This window comes from Devosia sediminis (assembly GCF_016411825.1).
In the GTDB taxonomy this organism is placed as follows: domain Bacteria; phylum Pseudomonadota; class Alphaproteobacteria; order Rhizobiales; family Devosiaceae; genus Devosia; species Devosia sediminis.
This window is the reverse complement of the sequence record NZ_JAEKMH010000010.1, coordinates 1-17292: the sequence shown is the minus strand read 5'-3', so window position 1 is coordinate 17292 and position 17292 is coordinate 1. Positions and strand designations below refer to the sequence as shown.

Below are 17292 nucleotides of genomic sequence, written 5' to 3'. Positions count from 1 at the left end.
GCTCATTGGGAGCCCTTACATCTGCCTAATCGAAGCGTCCGCGTATTGCCTTTAGGGCTTTCCACCCCATCACCCCGGAAAAATGCCGGCGGTCGACCGCGGCAGGAATGGCAGCTTACGGGAAACAGAAAACGCGGCGGGAATGACCGTTCTGGGGCGCTTCGCCGGCGAAGCACAATCGGCTGCCGGCGAAGTCGCTTGCTCAGATTTCGGTTGCCTCTGACAACGACAAAGCGTCGTCGACATCCACGCCGGGGTAACGAACTGTGTTCTCGATCTTGCTATGGCCAAGAAGTATCTGGATGGCCCGAAGGTTGCCTGTGGCTTTGTAAATGAGCGACGCCTTTGTACGGCGCAGCGAATGGGTGCCATATTCCTCAGGCGTCAGCCCGATTGCAGTGACCCACTCGTCCACCAACCTGGCGTATTGACGGGTGCTCAGATGACCATCCTGCACTACACGGCTTGGAAAGGCGTAGTCATCGATCGTCCCACCGCGTCGCTCAAGCCAAGCAAGCAGGCTGGCCCTTGTGTCAGCGGTGATCTCGAATTGGACGGGTCTGCCTGTCTTCTGCTGGATTACCATCGAACGAGTTCGAATGGCAGGTCCCGCCACGAGCGTGCCGATCTTGATCTTCACCAGATCGCAGCCTCGAAGCTTGCTGTCGATAGCCAAGTCAAAAAGTGCTCGGTCCCTCATCCTTCCCTCTCGGTCAAGGAAGAAGCGAATTGACCAGATTTGTCTGACCTTCAATGCACGTTTGGCGCCAACCTGCCTACCGGCATTCCAAGCAGGTCTTCCTGCAGCAGCAGGGTCGTACTGTGAGATACCCATCACATTTCTCCTCTGGCCGAAGCGGCCATGAAGAGAACGAATATGGCAGGCTTATCAGCGGCAGATGCCGACCCTAGCCTCAACGACGGCGAGCAGGTTCTTGGAACGATGATTGACTTCCCGCATAAGGAGCCGCTGTGTTTCGCGCCCCCGGCGCTCTTCCGTAATGTCTCGGGCAATCTTGGACACGCCCAGAATACGGCCTGTCTCGTCCTTGATCGGGGACACTGTGAGCGCGATGTCGATCAGCATGCCATCCTTGCGTCGACGCCTGGTTTCGAAATGGTCCAAGCGCTCGCCGCCCCGGATACGTCCCAGGATCAGCGCTTCCTCACCATGACGCTCGGACGGAATGATTTGGAGAATAGACTGTCCGATCATCTCCTCGGCAGAATAACCAAAGGTGCGCTCAGCACTGGCGTTCCAGGAGGTCACAATACCGTCAAGAGTTTTTGAGATAATCGCATCGTTGCTGCTTTCAACGAGGGCGGCGAGCCACGCTTCGGTGTGGATCGAAGATAACTTGGTCATGCTGGCCCAAAGGATTGGCGTGAATTTGCCCGTTACGGACAATTCTTGGGCGCGCCATAGGTTCCGGTTGACCTAACCCGCCACCGCACTCCTCAAGTTGGCAGGGCCCAAGACCAGCTGTTTGGCTTCTTCAAATGGCATTGGTCGAGCGAAGAGATAGCCCTGACCATAGTCACAGCCCCAGGCTGAAAGCTTTAGCGCCTCCCCTTGCGTCTCTATGCCTTCGGCGACAGTTTTCAGCCCAAGCGTTTTCGCCAGGCCAAGCATCGCCTGCACGATTTCTCCGCGGTTGGCATTGGTACCAAGGCCTGAGACGAAGGAGCGATCGATCTTGATTTCATCGACGGGCAGGGCTTGCAAATGGACCAGTGACGCATAGCCGGTGCCAAAATCATCGAGCGATATGCCAACCCCACTTTTGCGCAGCTTTTCGAGATTGCCTATGACCGCGTCCCCCAACTCGTCCATCAAAACGCGCTCAGTAATCTCCAGCTTGATCGCCTCCCTTGGCAGTGCTCGCTTGTCCATCATCGCCAGTAGCTCAGATACAAACTGTTCGTTGACGAGGTTCTCAGTCGCGAGATTGATTGACACTTGGCCACATAGGATGCCGGCGGCTGCGCAGTTGGCCAAATTGTCAATCACCAGCTGGGCCATGCGAATACCAATGGCGTCGGCTAACCGGGGATCATCAAGAGCGTCTTTGATCGCAGCGGGTGTGAGTAACCCGCGATCGGGGTGGCGGATACGGAGAAGTGCTTCAAATCCCTGGACATGCTGCGTCTTAAGGTCGATCAGCGGCTGATAGAAGGCCTCGATCCAGTTTTCACGCAGGGCCGCTCTGGCCAGTTCTAAGGCTTCGCTTCGTCTGGAGGCGGCATTACGAATAGTAGGGTCAAACAATTTGACAGTATTTTTGCCTGCGGACTTGGCAGCGTAGAGCGCAAGGTCGGCTCGTTTGAAAACCTCATCGGGGCTCTCGTCCCGCTTGCCCATGGCACAACCAATGCTGGGGCGGCAGTTACGAGTCTTGTTGTTCGACTTCAAATAGGCGTCGAGTTCGGCTTCAATGGAATGGGCACGGTCGAGCAGGCAGCGTTCGTCGGAGATGTGACGGCATATGATTGCGAACTCGTCTCCACCGAGGCGTGCGACAAACTCATTGGGTTCAACAGTGCGCTGGAGATAGCGAGCGAACAGCCGTAGGACAGCGTCACCTGTAAGGTGCCCGTATCGATCATTGATCAACTTGAAGTCGTCCATGTCGAGTACCATCAACCCTATGGGATCGGTGGTGCTGATCAGGCGCCGCTTCAGCTCCTCTACGAACCGACGACGGTTCGGCAGCTCCGTTAACTCATCTTGGAAGGCCTGACGCTTGAGCCTCTCGTCGGCCAGATACTGCTCATGCACGTCTTCAACAGTGCCATACCAGAGCATGATCTTGTCCTGGGTATTGCGACGTGGTGTGGCTCGTGCTCGGGCCCAACGATATTGACCGTCCTTCAGTCGAATACGATAATTGATGTCGACGGGGTTCCCTGTAGAAAGACCCTCCTCCCAGCTCTCGATGGTTGGCCCCATGTCCTCGGGGTGCAATGCCCGAAGCCAGCCATTACCCAAAGCATCCGCCTGAGAAATTCCAGTCAACTCTGTCCAGCGAGATGACACGCTCAGAATGCGCCCTTGTGGGTCCGAGGTCCATGGAATCTGAGGATTCTGTTCAACTGTGTAGCGATAATGCTCTTCGCTCTCGCGTAAGGCATCGAGCATGCGGACGCGCTCAATCGCTAGCGAGGCAAGGCCGCGCAGCCGGGTTAGCTCCTGATGTTCGACCGCTGTCGGCGAACGCTTGTCTCGAAAATAGAACCCAAAAGAGGCAACAACTTCTCCGCTCGAAGCAAAAACCGGTTTCGACCAGCAGGCCTGATAGCCGAGAGGCAAGACCAGATCTCGCCAGCTGTTCCACAGAGGATCATTGGCGATATCAGAACTGATCACATCGCGTTTCTCAAAGGCGGCCGTGCCACAGGAACCGACGCCGGTGCCAACCTTGATGCTAGGCACCGCGCTCATCATGGTTTGAGGCATGTTCGGCGCAATCCCTTCAAGGAATACGCCTTTCTGCTGATCTACCAGCAGTATGCTGCACGTTGCGCCTGGTATCTGTCGTTCCGCTGCACGGCACAATTCGGAAAGCAGTTGGGGCAGCTCGACGCCGGAGATAACCATCTCCAGAATATTGCCTTGAGTAGCATCGCGGAGCTCCGTGGTTAACCACTCATGGGCGTCGATCGCGCACCCTACCCATTTGCCTTCCCCCACGTGTCGGACATTGAGGAGATGCCTATGATAGGTACCGTCCTGATGACGAACGCGCATTTCTGCCTGGACGTTTTCTGGCCCCATTGGCGACAGCGGGAGTTGAGCCCGAAATGCCGCTGCATCGGCAGGATGGATGCTGTCCAACCAACCTAATCCTAACCCATTCTCCTGTGGGAGCCCAGTGAATGTCGACCACTGCGCATTGTTGAACTCGACATTGCCGAGCGCGTCGCAAACCCAGACCAGGCCCGGAACAGTAAGGGTGAGTGTCTCGAAGAGTTCGCTATCGTTCATGTTTGTTCACGCAGAACCGATGTAAATTGAGCCCATTGCTAGACTTAAAACCCTCCTAGTAGCTGCCAAGTATCTACAAGTCCCAAAGGCAAGCGGTTAAAATGCGCTGAATTGTCCGCTGGGATTTGGGTAGGGTGCTTTCAGGTAGCGCCAGTGCCAAGCGACCATTTTGTCACTCGCGCTTTCACGCGCCGGCTCGCTGAACGACAGGAACTCGCGCACCAACGGGATCGCGACGTTTCCAGGATCATTGTTGCCTGCGTGCTAGCCAGGCCTGCATTTCGGCGATCTCAACCTGCTGCGCGCTGATGATCTCCTGGGCGAACATCTGGATCCATGGGTCTGTCGCATGGGCCTGAGCGACTTGAGCCATTTCCACGGCGCCCTGGTGGTGCGGGATCATGGAACAGACGAACGCGGTTTGTAAATCGGCAGCGGTCATGCCCCGCATCATGTCGGTATGCATCGGCTCCATCGTCTGGATCAGGGCCGCCATCTCCTCGCTTTGCCCCTCGGCCATGACGTCGAGATGCTCTTGCATGGAAACACCGCCATGGTCGGAATGCACGTCGCCGCAGACGCACACCCATACGGACGGCTCTGGGCCTTTCCTTCACCGTCTTGATTGCGACCCTCTTGGCCGCAGGCCCGGCCCATGCCCATGTGAAGTGGTTCGCGCCCTATGTTGTGGGCGCTGCACCCGCCCCCATTGCCGACACACTCACCAATGGCTGGTTCTGGACTGGGATTGCGCTGGTTCTGGTGTTTTTCGCCGCCACCGTTCTGGTGGAACGCAGCCCCTCGGCGACACCAGTCAACCGCATGCTTGATCGCCTGACCCTGCCGCTATGGCATCGGGGCGACGATTTCATGCGGGCGGTCATCGGCGCCTTTTCGTGGCCATCTTCGCGGTGGGCGGCGTCTATCTCACGCCGGATCTTCAGACCCCAAACAAATGGGTGTCGTGGCTGCAGCTCCTGATTGCGCTGCTCGTGTTTTCACGGCGCACCATGCCCCTGGCTGCTGCAGGCATCATAGGGCTCTGGGTGATTGCCCTGCGGGACTATGACTTCTTCCATCTGCTCGACTATCTTGCCCTTGGCGCCGGTATTGCGGGCTATCTTGCACAGGCTGCAGACCCTGAGAGCAAGTGGTACCAGCATCGCTTTACCGTGTTGCGCTGGGGCGTTGCCATCGCGCTAATGTGGTCGAGCCTCGAAAAATTCGCCTACGCCGAATGGTTCTACCCGCTGGTTGAAGAGCGACCATTCCTGACCTTCGGCATGCCACGCAACATGTTCATTCCGATGGCCGGTGTTGCCGAGTTGACCATGGGATTTGGCCTGCTCTGGACCCCGCTCATTCGCCGGCTGTCGGCAGTCGCCCTGATCGTCATCTTCCCCGCTGCGGTGTACCCCTTCGGTCGCATAGACCTGGTGGGCCACGCACTCATCATGGGCACCCTGTTTATGATTGCGGCCGATCCGACGCCATCGGGACTCAAACTGCCAAGACTGGCCCGGCCATCGGCAGCGTTCCGTAAGCGCGTAGCCGAGGCCGTTATGGCTTGAAGTTCCAGGGCATCAGTTCGGCGATCTGGCTGTTGGGCCAGCCGCCGGCGATGCGCTGAAGGGTCTGGGTCAGCTAGGCGTGCGGATCGACGCCGTTCATCTTGGCTGTGGTGAGCAGCGTGGCGATTGTGGCCCAGGCCCGGCCTCCACCATCGGAGCCGGCGAAGAGCGCATTCTTGCGCGTAATGGTCTGCGGACGGATTGCGCGTTCGACGATGTTAGAGTCGATCTCGATACGACCATCTCCGACATGACCTGCGGCCATTGCGCTTCGACCATCGAAAAGGCCGTCAAAAGCACGGACCCGACCTGCGAAATCAAGATCGACGTAGCCGCCCGCAAGGTGCAGGTGGAAACGGCCCGCTCCGCGCAGGACATCGCCGATGCCATCAAGCTGGCAGGCTATTCTGGCACGCTGGCCCGCCTGATTGCGCCAGATCAATGGCAGCCGGGCAAAGCGGTCCTATGGTCGCTTTGTCCGGCTTGCCATCACGCGGACAGAATGACAGCGCATCAATTGAGCGGTTTCCTTGGATGCAAAGGCTCCCCATGCTGATCACCCGACGTACTTTCGCCATCTGCGCCGTGAGCCTCGCGGGCGCGACCTTGCTGGGGCCGGCGCTGGCGCAGGCGCAAGACGCAAGCCTGGCAATCTCGATCAAGAAAGATCCGTGGTGTGGTTGCTGCACCGGTTGGGCGCGCCACCTTGGGCAAGCCGGATTTGCGGTTCACGTAGAAGAGATCGAAGACATGGAAGCCGTTAAGGACAATCTCGGAGTCCCAGCCGAGCTGCGTTCATGCCACACGGCGACAATCGACGGATATGTCATTGAAGGTCATGTGCCCGCCGAAGCCATCTTTGCCTTGCTTGATCAACGACCGCAGATCCGGGGTCTAGCGGTTCCTGGCATGCCCATTGGTTCACCAGGGATGGAAAGTCCGGCAGGGAGCGACCCCGATGAATACGACGTGATGGCGTTCGATGGATCAGGTGATTTTGTCTTCATGCGGTTCGCCGGTCACCAACGTGTGTAACCCTTGACCCCGCCCGATGGCGGGACGAGATGAAAACGAAATCATTCATCGAGCACACATGAAGCGGATAGCTCAAATACTGCTGACCTTGTTGATGGCGCTGACGCTCAACGTGTCGATGGTGCTTGCTTCGACCGGACATGCCGCGTCTCATCACGCTGAGGCGCCCATAGCCCAATCCTGCGACCATCACGGTCACGGTTTTAAGAATTCGGGCCATGTAAACCTGCCGGCAGCCGACGGCTGTGCTCAACAGCTCTGCCCCGCCTGTATAGGCTTGCCATTGTCTCTTGCCGCCGAGCTGAGCTTCGTCACATCTCAAACTGCCGCGCTTCCGACATTGACTCAAAGGTCTCCGTCCTGGCAGCCGCCTCTGTTCCGGCCGCCTATCCATATCTGAAGTTCCCTTGATGGCCTCCGGGCCGATCCCTCTTTCAGATATTGGAGTTTTCCATGAGCACTCTGCTCTCTCGCCGCGCCTTTGTTGGCGCATCCCTGGCCCTTGCCGGTAGTGTGGCCCTGCCACGCTTCGCAATGGCCCAGCAATCAGCGCCCCGCACTCTGGTTGCCGAGCGTCGTGTTATTGATGTTTTAGGCGAACCGGCAAACGTCTTTGGCATTCGTGCCCAGGACGGACGACAAGGCCTTTTCCTGCCTGCCGGCGAACGTTTTCTCGTCGACCTCGAAAACCAGATCGGCGACGAAACCATCATCCACTGGCACGGCCAGGTCCCCGATCCTGCACAGGATGGGGTCTCCGACACGGGCTATGTCTCGCCATTGGCAGCCGGCGAAGTACGGTCCTTCGACTTTCCGGCGCGGAGCGGGACGCATTGGATGCATTCCCATCACGGGCTGCAGGAACAGTCACTGCTCGCCGCGCCGCTCGTCGTTTACAGTGCTGAGGACGAAAAGGCCGATATGCAGGATGAAACCGTTCTGCTGCATGACTTCTCGTTCCGTGACCCCGATGAAATCCTTTCTGACTTGACGGGTGGTCAAAGCGGTGGCCACGACATGCACACCATGTCGGGCGGCACCATGTCCATGGGTGGTGGTATGATGATGGGCGGCATGGACCATGGAATGATGTCCATGGACCTCAACGACGTCGCTTATGATGCTTTCCTAGCCAATGATCGTACGTTGGATGACCCGCAGGTCATCCGGACCGAACCTGATGGCAGGGTCCGGCTACGCCTGATCAATGGAGCAACATCAAGCGCTTTCTGGATTAATCTGGGCGATGCCGAGGCGACCATTCTGGCCGTGGACGGCAATGACGTCGAACCGATTGCCGGCAATCGCTTCCCCATGACACCCGCCCAGCGGCTCGACCTGCTGATCGAAATGAAGGGCAAGTCTGTGGTTCCGGTGCTAGCGCAAGTCGAGGGTCTCGCGGAACGCACCGGCGTCATCATCGCGGTCCAGGGCGCCGATGTCCCGAAGATTTCGCGGATGGCCGAACAGGTCGAGGTGCCAGTCGATCTGTCACTGGAAGAAAAGCTGGTCTCGCGCCATCCTCTGGTGTCGAGGGCAGTCGACCGGACGATCCAGACCATGATCATGGGTTCAATGGCGCCCTATGCCTGGAACCTGGACAATGCCCCCTGGCCCAATCGCCGCCCGCTGACGGTGAGTGAGGGCGAAAGGGTGACGCTGGAGATCATGAACCATTCGATGATGGCCCATCCCATGCATCTGCATGGTCATCATTTCCAGGTCACGTCGCTCAACGGGCGGGCCTTGAACGGCGCGGTGCGCGACACCGTTCTCGTGCCGCCCATGGCCAGGGTCGGCATCAGCTTCGATGCTGATAATCCAGGACGTTGGCTGTTCCACTGCCACAACCTCTACCACATGGCCACTGGCATGATGACCGAAGTGGTTTACGGCTGACGCCCAGCCTCCGAGCTCTCTGCTCCGCCCGCTCCGTCAATCCGATGGGCGCGGCGGAGCAAGACGTACGTCCCGACCAGGATCACAGTCGGCCAGAGCATGGTGTTGAAGATGTCTTTTGCCGAGCCACCAAGTTCGGCTGTGGATGGACCATGATGGAAGATGTCCACGCCCTCGTTGACCAGCTCAAACGCCAGCACTGTCGCCCAAGGGAGCCAGAGCCGGCGACCCCGGGACAGTGTCAGGAAGACGATCAGATAGATCGCCAACCCCAGGTGGATGTGAAGCGCGTCCTTGCTGAGGTGCAAAAGCTCGCTGAGACTAGTCTTAAGCGCGTTGAGCATGGTAGGCCCTCCCTGCTTGGGCCTACCACCGCCGCCTTATCGACAGGTTACGCTGGCCCCCCGCTATTTGATCCGGGCGGAACGCAGCCGCAGCGAATTGCCAATCACACTCACCGAGGACAGGGCCATGGCCGCCGCCGCAATGGCCGGAGACAAGGTCAGGCCAAAGACCGGGTAGAGCACGCCTGCGGCGATTGGGACACCGGCTGCATTGTAGACAAAAGCCAGGAACAGGTTCTGGCGGATGTTCTGCATGGTGGCATGCGACAGGCGCTTTGCCCTGGCAATGCCGATCAAATCGCCATTGAGCAAAGTCACACCAGCACTTTCCATGGCCACATCGGTGCCGGTGCCCATGGCGATGCCGACATCAGCCGCAGCAAGGGCCGGTGCGTCGTTGACGCCGTCGCCAGCCATGGCCACGACCTTACCCTGACTGCGAAGATGCTCGACCACCGCACTTTTGCGCTCGGGAAGGACGTCCGCTTCGACATTGTCGATTCCGAGCTTTTGACCAACGGCCTTGGCGGTGACTGCATTATCGCCGGTCATCATCACTACACGCATGCCCTGGCTCCGCAGATCGGCAAGCGCTTCTGCGGTCGTGGCACGGATCGGATCGGCTATCCCAAGGGCGCCAGCGACATTGCGGTCGACCGCGACGAGTACCACTGTCGCCCCCTCGGCACGTACGTCGTCAGCGCGGGATCGCCAAATGCCCAGTTCCACACCCTCAGCCTCAAGATATTTTGCGCTGCCGATCAGCACACGACGGCCTTCGACTATGCCCGTCAGCCCCTTGCCGACAGGGGAGTCAACGTCGCTCGGCGCGGACAGTTTGAGTTTGCGATCCTCCGCGGCGGCCACGATGGCCACGCCAAGAGGATGTTCGCTGGCGCGTTCGAGACTGGCGGCAAGCGTCAGGAGTTGGGTTTCGTCGAAACCATCCGCAGGTATTATCCGGGTGAGGCTCGGACGGCCCTCCGTCAGCGTTCCGGTCTTGTCGACCACGATCGTGTCGATCTTCTCCAGCCGCTCCAGAGCCTCGGCATTCTTGATCAGCAGGCCCAGCTGAGCGCCCTTGCCGACACCCACCATGATGGACATGGGGGTGGCAAGACCCAAGGCGCAGGGGCAGGCGATGATCAGAACCGAAACTGCAGCAACCAAAGCATGCGCCAACTTCGGTTCAGGCCCCCAAATCATCCACGCCAGGAATGCTAGGATAGCGATGACGATCACCAATGGCACGAACCAGCCTGATACCTGATCGGCAAGCCGCTGGATCGGCGCTCGCGACCGTTGCGCTGCTGCGACCAGTTGAACGATGCGCGACAGCATTGTGTCACGTCCGATCTCGGTGGCCTGCATGACGAGGCCGCCCGAGCGGTTGATCGTTCCGCCAATCAGCCGAGCCCCCTCGGTCTTGGTGACTGGCATGGATTCTCCGGTGACCATGGATTCATCGACGGCACTCCGCCCCTCCAGGACGGTGCCGTCGATCGGCACTTTCTCGCCGGGCCGAATGCGCAGATGGTCGCCGACCATCACCGCGTCGACCTCGACTTCCTCGTCGGATCCATCCGGTCGGATGCGCCTCGCAGTCTTAGGTGCGAGACCGAGCAAAGCTTTCATCGCGCCCGAGGTCTGTTCACGGGCCCGGAGTTCAAGAACCTGTCCAAGAAGCGCCAAGGCCGTGATGACCGCGGCGGCTTCGAAATAAACCGGCACGGCTCCATCCATACCGCGCATGGATGATGGGAAGATGTCCGGCACCAAAGTTGCCAGCATCGAATAGAGCCAAGCCACGCCGATACCCATGGCGATCAGCGTGAACATGTTCAGGCTGCGATTGACCACGGACGCAGCCCCGCGCTGGAAGAAGGGCCATCCGGCCCAGAGAACGACGGGCGTCGCCAGAACAAGCTGGATCCAGTTGAGCGCCTGACCAGAAAGGACCCCATGCAGATCAACCAGATGCGCGGTCATCTCCAGGACGAAGACCGGTGCGGCGAGCGCCGTGCCGACCCAGAAACGCAATGTCATATCGCGTAGCTCAGGGCTAGGAGTATCGTCGGCCGTAGGCATTTCCGGTTCCAGCGCCATGCCGCATATGGGGCAGGAGCCGGGCTCCGACCGGCGGATCTGGGGATGCATGGGACAGGTCCAGACAGTGCCCTCGGCTGCCGGTGCTGCCTTTGCCGGCGACGCCGCTACATATTGCTCTGGATCGGCCTTGAACTTGTCGTGACAGTTCTGCGAGCAGAAATAGAAGGTTCGCCCGTCGAAAGTGGCCTGAAACCTGGCCGTCGACGGGTCCACGTCCATGCCGCAAACGGGGTCCTTGGTCAGAGTTGGCGGCGGCCTGTCTTCACGCTGATGCGACGCGTGACCATGCGAATGGGTGTGGTGGGCGTGATCGTCTGACATGGTGGCACCTCCCAAAGCAAGCAGCTTGCACCTTCCAACGGGGGTAAGGTCAATCTGACTCTCTGCTTTTTATTGCCCGGCCTGACGAAGGCAGAACCCTCGTGAATGCTTTCAGATCAACCGTGAGGCCGACAGCTTTGTTAGCGCCGCCTGCGACGAAACATGCTCAATGGCGGCCGCTGTTCCCAACTGCAAAGGCTGAATGGACCAAGCGGACCATTTCATCTCGCTCCGGTCGATTGTGGTTTTGGAACCACCATCGCAACGCCGCCATAGTGGCGCTCGCATACATGAGCGCCCGAACTTCGGCCTCTGCGGGAGGGATTGCTGCCTCGGCCAGGAGTGCCGTCCCAAGGGTCTGCGCGATGGTGCCCTCAATTATGCGCAGTGCGATGAAACCGCCATGGCCAGTCGTCACCGAACGATAGAGTCCGGCATGTTTCTCCGCATGCACAAAAAGCGCCTCGATGACCTTTGGTGCGGCGCTGCCGTTCTCTTCTGGAGCAGCGTAAGCCGCTGCGTCCAAGTCGCGGCGGAGGCGGTCAAAACCAGACCTAAAAAGATCATCCTTGCTGGTAAAGTGCTGATAGAAGGCCGACCTGCCAACATCTGCAGCGTCACAAATCGCCTGAACAGTTATGTCTTGATAGTCGGTGTGCTCAAGCAGTTCGATCAACGCCGCCTCCAGAGCCCCGCGCGTGCGCGATACACGGCGATCCTGCTTCCGCACCCCATTCTCCATTAACGCACGACATCAGTCACTATGTGCGATTTCGCGCAGTCATGGCTATAGTGTTCATTGCCTGGCGCCCCTCCCCAAGCGACATCTCCCTCGTTCCAAACACGCCACACCTGCTAACGCGACGAAGGGGTACTGCATGCCGACTGAACACATATTCTACATTCCCACCGTATTCTTGCTTGGCATGATCGCCGGGCGGTTTCTGCCCATTCCGCGCCGCCACGCGGCCACCGCCGCACGTAGTGAGGCTATATTGGGCTGGTCAGTGGTGTCCGCCCTACTTGTGACGGTATCGATCTTTGTGCTGACCCATCTGTTCGCGCCATTTGGTGGCGTCCATGCGGTTTCGAGCGCAGCGCATGGGCAGGCCGTTTTCGATCAACACCCTGTATTCAGCGCCTCAGAGATCTATTCTCGTCTGGAACTTTTTGGGGCGGCCGGACGCGATGCCTATCAAGCCATGACATATACCAGCGACGTCCTATTTCCGGCGTCCCTGCTGCTAACGCTGTTGTTGCTTGGAGCATATTTGAGCCGGAAGGGTAGCTTGTCCTCAGGAGTCCGCGGATGGATGGCTGTGCTACCTATCGGCTGGTTTGTCGCTGACATATCCGAAAACACAATGATCTATCGGATCCTGGATGCGTATCCCGAGCACATGACATGGGCACCTGCACTTGGAGCTGCAACCGTTATCAAGTTCGCGCTCTTGTTGTCCTCAGTCCTTGTGCTGGCGGCATCAGCCTGGGGCGGTATAAAAACGAAATCAATCGTTTGAAGCCATATTCCTGAGATAGGCGGCGCGACAGCTTTCGGGAACGCGCCCGTCGACCCTGAATGACCGAAATGGGGCGCGTTGCTGCCGGGCAGGTGTCGACCCCATTTCGGTCACGGAGAGCAGCTGGGAAAATTTCCGAAAGCAGACGCTCAGAACGCGCCTGAGCCGGCTTCAGCCCAGGGGCGTGACAGGATTATGGCGCGGCGACAGCGCAAGCGAAGTCGCCGGTCACCCCTAACGTCCAGTAGATCGCGGCTCAGAGCCATATCTCCACTCCGACCGTAATGACAAGCCGAAGACCACTGCGGTACGCGGGACGATTTTGGGCAGCTGTCCCAACCGCTCGACGTCCACCAATGAAGTTGCGCGGGAGAGTGCCAGCAGATCGGAGACGTGGATCAGAACGGTGCAGCAGATGACCAGACTTCCGACGATCAGGTTTAGCCACATGGGTTCTTCTCCCCGAACGGGTCGAGACTATCAGCAGTACCGGTGCGTTGTGGAGAATGGGCAATATCGGCCAGAGTGGCTTGGTCGGTAACGCGCAGGAACGTCATGAGAGCGGTGTCGAGAACGGGAGCGAGACCACATCCGGGAGCAAGTGAGCAGTCTTGACCCGCCATGCATCCAACCAGTGCGAAGTCAGGTTCCGTGACGCGCACGACCTGGCCGACAGTTATGCTTTCCGCCGGTCGGGAAAGGGCAAGTCCTCCCGAACGCCCCCGGCTCGTCTTGAGTAGGTTCGCCTTGGCGAGACGATGCGCGATCTTGGTGAGATGGTTGATAGGGATGTCGAGGCGCCGGGAGGCTTTCGCTATGGTGGTTCGCTTCCCGGGAGTCTCCCGCGCCAGATCGATCAGGAGCCGGAGCGCGAAGTCGGTGAATCGGGTCAGACGCACGAGATACTCCCTGATGGGAACGGCCCCGCCGAAGCGGGGCCGTCGTCCTGACTACTGCGCGGTGATCTCGGGGACGGCCATGCCGTGCGGATGCTCCGCGTTCGGCATATGCGTCAGCAGTTCGCCGTCGGGCGCGGTGACGACGGGCTGGGCGGCTACGTAGTCGTAGAAAGCGCCGTGCAGGGTCCAGTAGCTGCCGGCGATGATCACCAGAGCGGCGAGTAGGCCTGCAGGAACGCTGCCGATGGCCGGCACCAGGCCCTTGAGCTTGAGGCCCGACGGGGTCGGATCGGCGGCGATCAGGAACAGCGTGCCCATGATCAGCGCGTGGCCGACGAGGTCGATGCGGCCGAAGGGATAGACGGCGGCCGTGAAAATGATGATCAGCGCGATCGCCGACAGCCGGCGGATGAGTGCCGTCCAGAGGAGACCGAAGCCCATGGTGAACTCGGCGACGCCTGCCATCGGGATGAAGGTGTCACGCGGCATGCCGAAGGTCAGGAACGGACGCTCTTCCACCAGCGGGTGGAACCACTCCGCATAGGCGAACTTCTCGAGACTCGACCACATAAGGGCAATGGCCACGCCCCAGCGGAGCACCGCGAAGCGGTATTGGTAGTACTTGCTCTCGGGGAAGGCTGCCAACGCCAAGTAGCCGGCCACGCCCACGCCCAGCGCCAGGTAGTCGAGCAGGTGGAAGAAGTCGTAGTCGCGTAGCGCGATGACCCAAAGCCCGATGATGCCGGCGGCGGCGAGCGGCATGGTCTTACGCGAGAACACCAGTAGGGCGATCAGCAGCTGGAGCCACGATACCCATTCGTTGGGCGTCTGCAGGTCCGGCGTGAGATATACGCCGCCGACCGCGAAGATGGCAACAAAGAAGGCGCCGATGATGGCCCTCATGAAGTCGTCCGAGCGGAGCCACAGGGAACTCGTGAAGCGATCCAGCACTGTACCGATCGTCGTGCCTGCCGGGCTGCGTTCCACCACGACGGTCACCGCGAAAAAGACGAGTACCAGCACGATGCCCATCCAGAACCAGCCGTTGGCCAAGGTCTCGGAGATCGGTGCCGGCGCCGCGCCGACAACATATGGCGCGAACCACTTCACGTGTGCATGCGCCGGCGTCGCGGCGAGGAGGGCCGCCACCGTGGAAACGATGGGGGCACCGACAGCAAGCCGGCCAAGCCGTCCCCATCCCGTTCCCTGCGTACCACTTCTATCGAGAGTCACTTTAAGCTCCATCTGTTGCTGCATCCCTGCAGGTGTGGACACTTAAACATGCACTGCCGATGCATGTTTGATCTGGATCAAGCGCAAATCCTTTTCGTTGGTGCAGGGTTGCCGAAGTGAAGGAAGGACCGAAGAGATGAACTACCTGAGTTGGGCTGCGGCAGCCGTACTCGCCGCGGCATTCGTCGGCGCGCTGGTGGTGCGCGACCAGCCCGCCAACGTCGCGGCGGCCCTGCCGCTTCCGGACATCTGCGGCGACGCGCATGCCGACCACGGCGAAGCCTCCATGCAGGAGCACATCGACGTGATGGCGACTTCCGCGGACGAGGGCCATGCCGCCCTGCTGCAGACCATGGAGCCGATGCACTCCGATATGATGCGCGGCATGACAGCGGAAGACTTCCAGACGGCGTTCGTCTGTTCGATGATCCCGCACCATCAGGGAGCGGTCGAGATGGCGCAGGTCGCCCAGCAGTTCAGCGACGATCCTTGGATCAGGATGTTCGCGCAGGAGATCATTACCACCCAGCAGGTGGAGATCGCCGAGATGCAGGCGTGGCTGACCCGGGAAGCTGCAGGTGCCGGCGCCGGTCGGACCGAGTAATCATCCATACCCTCGAAAAAAGGACAGGCAGCAATGTTCGCACACATCATGATCGCTTTCGACGGATCGGACCTTGCCGGGAAGGCTTTGGACCTGGGCCTTCAAATGGCGAAGCCGAACGGCTCCAGGGTGACGGTCGTCACTTCCACGGATCCGATCGAGACCGGTCTCGGTACCGGCGGCTTCGGGACGATCGACGCCAAGTCCCTGATCGACAAACTGGAGGTGGCCTACTCTGCGGAGGCCTCCGGCATACTAAAGGCCGCCCGTGCCAAGGCGGTCGCCGCTGGTATCGAGATGAACGATGCCTACGTCCCCGGGATGCGCGCATCCGATGCCATTCTCGAGACGGCAGAAAAGCTTGGATGCGACCTGGTCGTGATGGGCTCACACGGGCGGCGCGGGCTTCAGCGGCTCATACTTGGAAGTCAGGCGGCGGCGGTGTTGGCGGCATCCAAGGTGCCGGTGCTCATCGTGAAATAGGCATGCGGTCGACGCGCCTTCCGCACTCCGCACAGCAGGGGATGCTGATAGATCGCGACCTGACGGCGGAACGGCTCTTTGTGTCGCGCGGGTGCTACGTCCGCTCGCACAGATTACGCCAAAACGGACTGGCAGAAAGTCACCCTAGAGTGGTGGTCTGCGTCTGCTGAAGAGGTCATCAGGGAAATCAAGCGGCTCCTCAAGATTGAAAAGAACCCACCCACTGTTACCCGTGCCAAAGGTCGCCTCACGCGGCGCGGTGGCTTCTTGAAGAGTACGGCCTCGTCACCGACGACTATCACCGCACACAATGGGTGTGGTTCGCTGTGACCTTCACCGCAATCTGGCGCAATTTCTCCAGCGCTAAGTGGCGGATTGCTGGCGAGATCTCGAAGAAAAGTAGAACGGACGTTCGAGCGTGATGCCGCGAAAATCTGGTCTGAGCCCAAAGTGACGAATGCTGCACGAGGGGCGAATGTCGATTACCGACCTCACTACGCCAGCGTGCGCGTCATCTCACGGATCAGATCATTTGTCTCTGGTCTCGTCGTTTGGTGCCGATATCGAAGGGCCACAACAGTTCTTGATATTTCAAGACCATCGATGGGTTTCGACACCAGGCCCATGTCCGAAGGAATAGCGGTGGCTGGCAGGATCACCGCACCTGACCCTTGCCGAGCAAGTTCAACTAACCAATCCACGCGATTTGACCGATAGGCCGCGTAGAGTTCGTGACCATGATCCGCGCAGGTCCCATGCAAAACATCCCGCATTTCGCAATTTAGGCGGTCAAGCATGTCAGTTTTAGCAAGAGTCGAAAGAGAGATCGCACTTAGTTCAGACAACGGATGCGACTTTGACACCACGACCTTGTAGTCCTCTTCATAGAGATGGTCTATACGATAGAGATCTTCACTGACCTTCTCTGCAGTGACTACAACGTCAAATTCACCATCTCGTAACCCGGCAAGAAGCTCGGAGGTTGACGCAACGATCAATTCTATTTCGGCTTGCGGCAATCGCGTACGAGTACGCTCCATAGCTGCCGAAATTCTGTTGTGGCCAATCGTTTCTCCGACACCGACAGAGATTGGCACCCGCTCCAAGCGCATATGACGGACCGCCTCCGCCTTCGCCTGTATCGTCTCATCATGAGCCTTCTGCAATCTTGGCTGCATGAGTTTTCCCAGCGTCGTCAGCCTGCATCCCGCACGGTCCCTGACAAACAGGTCACCTCCAAGCTCGTCTTCAAGTTTCTTGATCGCAGTCGTCAAGGAAGGCTGGGAGAC

Annotated in this window: 18 protein-coding genes and 1 pseudogene; 8 read left to right on the top strand and 11 right to left on the bottom strand. The window is 59.3% G+C overall.

Annotated elements, in window-relative coordinates; genetic code table 11:
* Positions 1 to 202 precede the first annotated feature (202 nt).
* From JEQ47_RS20310 to JEQ47_RS20295, 4 genes are all read right to left on the bottom strand, one after another.
* Positions 203 to 835 (bottom strand): tyrosine-type recombinase/integrase, encoded by a 633-nt coding sequence (locus JEQ47_RS20310; RefSeq protein ID WP_198878250.1) that lies wholly within the window; start codon positions 833 to 835, stop codon positions 203 to 205.
* Positions 836 to 889: 54 nt separating this feature from the next.
* Entirely contained in the window at positions 890 to 1366 is a 477-nt protein-coding gene (locus JEQ47_RS20305) for a PAS domain S-box protein (protein ID WP_198878249.1), read from the bottom strand.
* 72 nt (positions 1367 to 1438) lie between these two features.
* Complete coding sequence (locus JEQ47_RS20300) at positions 1439 to 3985, bottom strand: EAL domain-containing protein (protein ID WP_198878248.1); 2547 nt, start codon at positions 3983 to 3985, stop codon at positions 1439 to 1441.
* Between the two features lie 247 nt (positions 3986 to 4232).
* Positions 4233 to 4526 carry a DUF305 domain-containing protein gene (locus JEQ47_RS20295; protein ID WP_198878247.1) on the bottom strand — a complete coding sequence of 98 codons (294 nt, stop codon included), beginning with the start codon at positions 4524 to 4526 and terminating at the stop codon, positions 4233 to 4235.
* Positions 4527 to 4881: 355 nt separating this feature from the next.
* On the opposite strand from JEQ47_RS20295, the gene JEQ47_RS20290 reads away from it, so the two are divergent.
* Positions 4882 to 5556, top strand: a complete 675-nt coding sequence (locus tag JEQ47_RS20290; protein ID WP_198878246.1) for a hypothetical protein — start codon at positions 4882 to 4884, stop codon at positions 5554 to 5556.
* On the opposite strand, the pseudogene JEQ47_RS20285 reads toward JEQ47_RS20290, so the two are convergent.
* A pseudogene (locus JEQ47_RS20285) lies at positions 5546 to 5800 on the bottom strand (transposase domain-containing protein); the annotation flags it as partial. The gene JEQ47_RS20290 and the pseudogene JEQ47_RS20285 sit on opposite strands and share 11 nt — an antisense overlap.
* Before the next feature lie 6 nt (positions 5801 to 5806).
* On the opposite strand from JEQ47_RS20285, the gene JEQ47_RS20280 reads away from it, so the two are divergent.
* From JEQ47_RS20280 to JEQ47_RS20265, 4 genes are read left to right on the top strand one after another with little or no spacing between them, the layout of a single operon-like run.
* The gene (locus JEQ47_RS20280) at positions 5807 to 6112 is read left to right on the top strand and encodes a heavy-metal-associated domain-containing protein (protein WP_198878245.1); all 306 of its coding nucleotides are present in this window, start codon (positions 5807 to 5809) and stop codon (positions 6110 to 6112) included.
* Positions 6106 to 6591, top strand: a complete 486-nt coding sequence (locus JEQ47_RS20275) for a DUF411 domain-containing protein (RefSeq protein ID WP_198878244.1) — start codon at positions 6106 to 6108, stop codon at positions 6589 to 6591. The genes JEQ47_RS20280 and JEQ47_RS20275 overlap by 7 nt, the downstream gene beginning before the upstream one ends.
* Before the next feature lie 16 nt (positions 6592 to 6607).
* Positions 6608 to 6991: a hypothetical protein gene (locus tag JEQ47_RS20270; RefSeq protein WP_198878243.1), complete on the top strand. Its 384-nt coding sequence runs from the start codon at positions 6608 to 6610 to the stop codon at positions 6989 to 6991.
* A 53-nt stretch (positions 6992 to 7044) separates the two neighbouring features.
* Entirely contained in the window at positions 7045 to 8490 is a 1446-nt protein-coding gene (locus JEQ47_RS20265) for a multicopper oxidase family protein (protein WP_198878242.1), read from the top strand.
* Here JEQ47_RS20265 and JEQ47_RS20260 read toward each other — a convergent pair.
* From JEQ47_RS20260 to JEQ47_RS20250, 3 genes are all read right to left on the bottom strand, one after another.
* Positions 8481 to 8834: a hypothetical protein gene (locus tag JEQ47_RS20260; RefSeq protein ID WP_198878241.1), complete on the bottom strand. Its 354-nt coding sequence runs from the start codon at positions 8832 to 8834 to the stop codon at positions 8481 to 8483. The two genes, JEQ47_RS20265 and JEQ47_RS20260, sit on opposite strands and share 10 nt — an antisense overlap.
* A gap of 63 nt (positions 8835 to 8897) precedes the next feature.
* Positions 8898 to 11264 (bottom strand): heavy metal translocating P-type ATPase, encoded by a 2367-nt coding sequence (locus JEQ47_RS20255; RefSeq protein ID WP_198878240.1) that lies wholly within the window; start codon positions 11262 to 11264, stop codon positions 8898 to 8900.
* Positions 11265 to 11430: 166 nt separating this feature from the next.
* A complete protein-coding gene (locus tag JEQ47_RS20250) occupies positions 11431 to 11940 on the bottom strand; it encodes a TetR/AcrR family transcriptional regulator (protein ID WP_198878239.1) in 510 nt (169 codons plus the stop codon).
* A 202-nt stretch (positions 11941 to 12142) separates the two neighbouring features.
* On the opposite strand from JEQ47_RS20250, the gene JEQ47_RS20245 reads away from it, so the two are divergent.
* Positions 12143 to 12784: a hypothetical protein gene (locus JEQ47_RS20245; RefSeq protein WP_198878238.1), complete on the top strand. Its 642-nt coding sequence runs from the start codon at positions 12143 to 12145 to the stop codon at positions 12782 to 12784.
* A gap of 440 nt (positions 12785 to 13224) precedes the next feature.
* Here the strand turns inward: JEQ47_RS20245 and JEQ47_RS20240 are convergent, their stop codons facing one another.
* Together JEQ47_RS20240 and JEQ47_RS20235 are read right to left on the bottom strand one after the other, a co-directional pair.
* Entirely contained in the window at positions 13225 to 13683 is a 459-nt protein-coding gene (locus JEQ47_RS20240) for an RrF2 family transcriptional regulator (RefSeq protein ID WP_198878237.1), read from the bottom strand.
* Between the two features lie 51 nt (positions 13684 to 13734).
* On the bottom strand, positions 13735 to 14916 hold the full coding sequence (locus JEQ47_RS20235; RefSeq protein ID WP_328769788.1) for a hypothetical protein: 1182 nt from the start codon (positions 14914 to 14916) through the stop codon (positions 13735 to 13737).
* Between the two features lie 67 nt (positions 14917 to 14983).
* Between JEQ47_RS20235 and JEQ47_RS20230 the strand changes: the two genes are divergently transcribed.
* Positions 14984 to 15520 carry a DUF305 domain-containing protein gene (locus JEQ47_RS20230; RefSeq protein ID WP_198878236.1) on the top strand — a complete coding sequence of 179 codons (537 nt, stop codon included), beginning with the start codon at positions 14984 to 14986 and terminating at the stop codon, positions 15518 to 15520.
* Between the two features lie 33 nt (positions 15521 to 15553).
* Positions 15554 to 16003 carry a universal stress protein gene (locus JEQ47_RS20225; protein ID WP_046144602.1) on the top strand — a complete coding sequence of 150 codons (450 nt, stop codon included), beginning with the start codon at positions 15554 to 15556 and terminating at the stop codon, positions 16001 to 16003.
* 494 nt (positions 16004 to 16497) lie between these two features.
* Here the strand turns inward: JEQ47_RS20225 and JEQ47_RS20220 are convergent.
* On the bottom strand, positions 16498 to 17292 hold a 795-nt coding region (locus JEQ47_RS20220; RefSeq protein ID WP_198878235.1), incomplete at its 5' end, for a LysR family transcriptional regulator.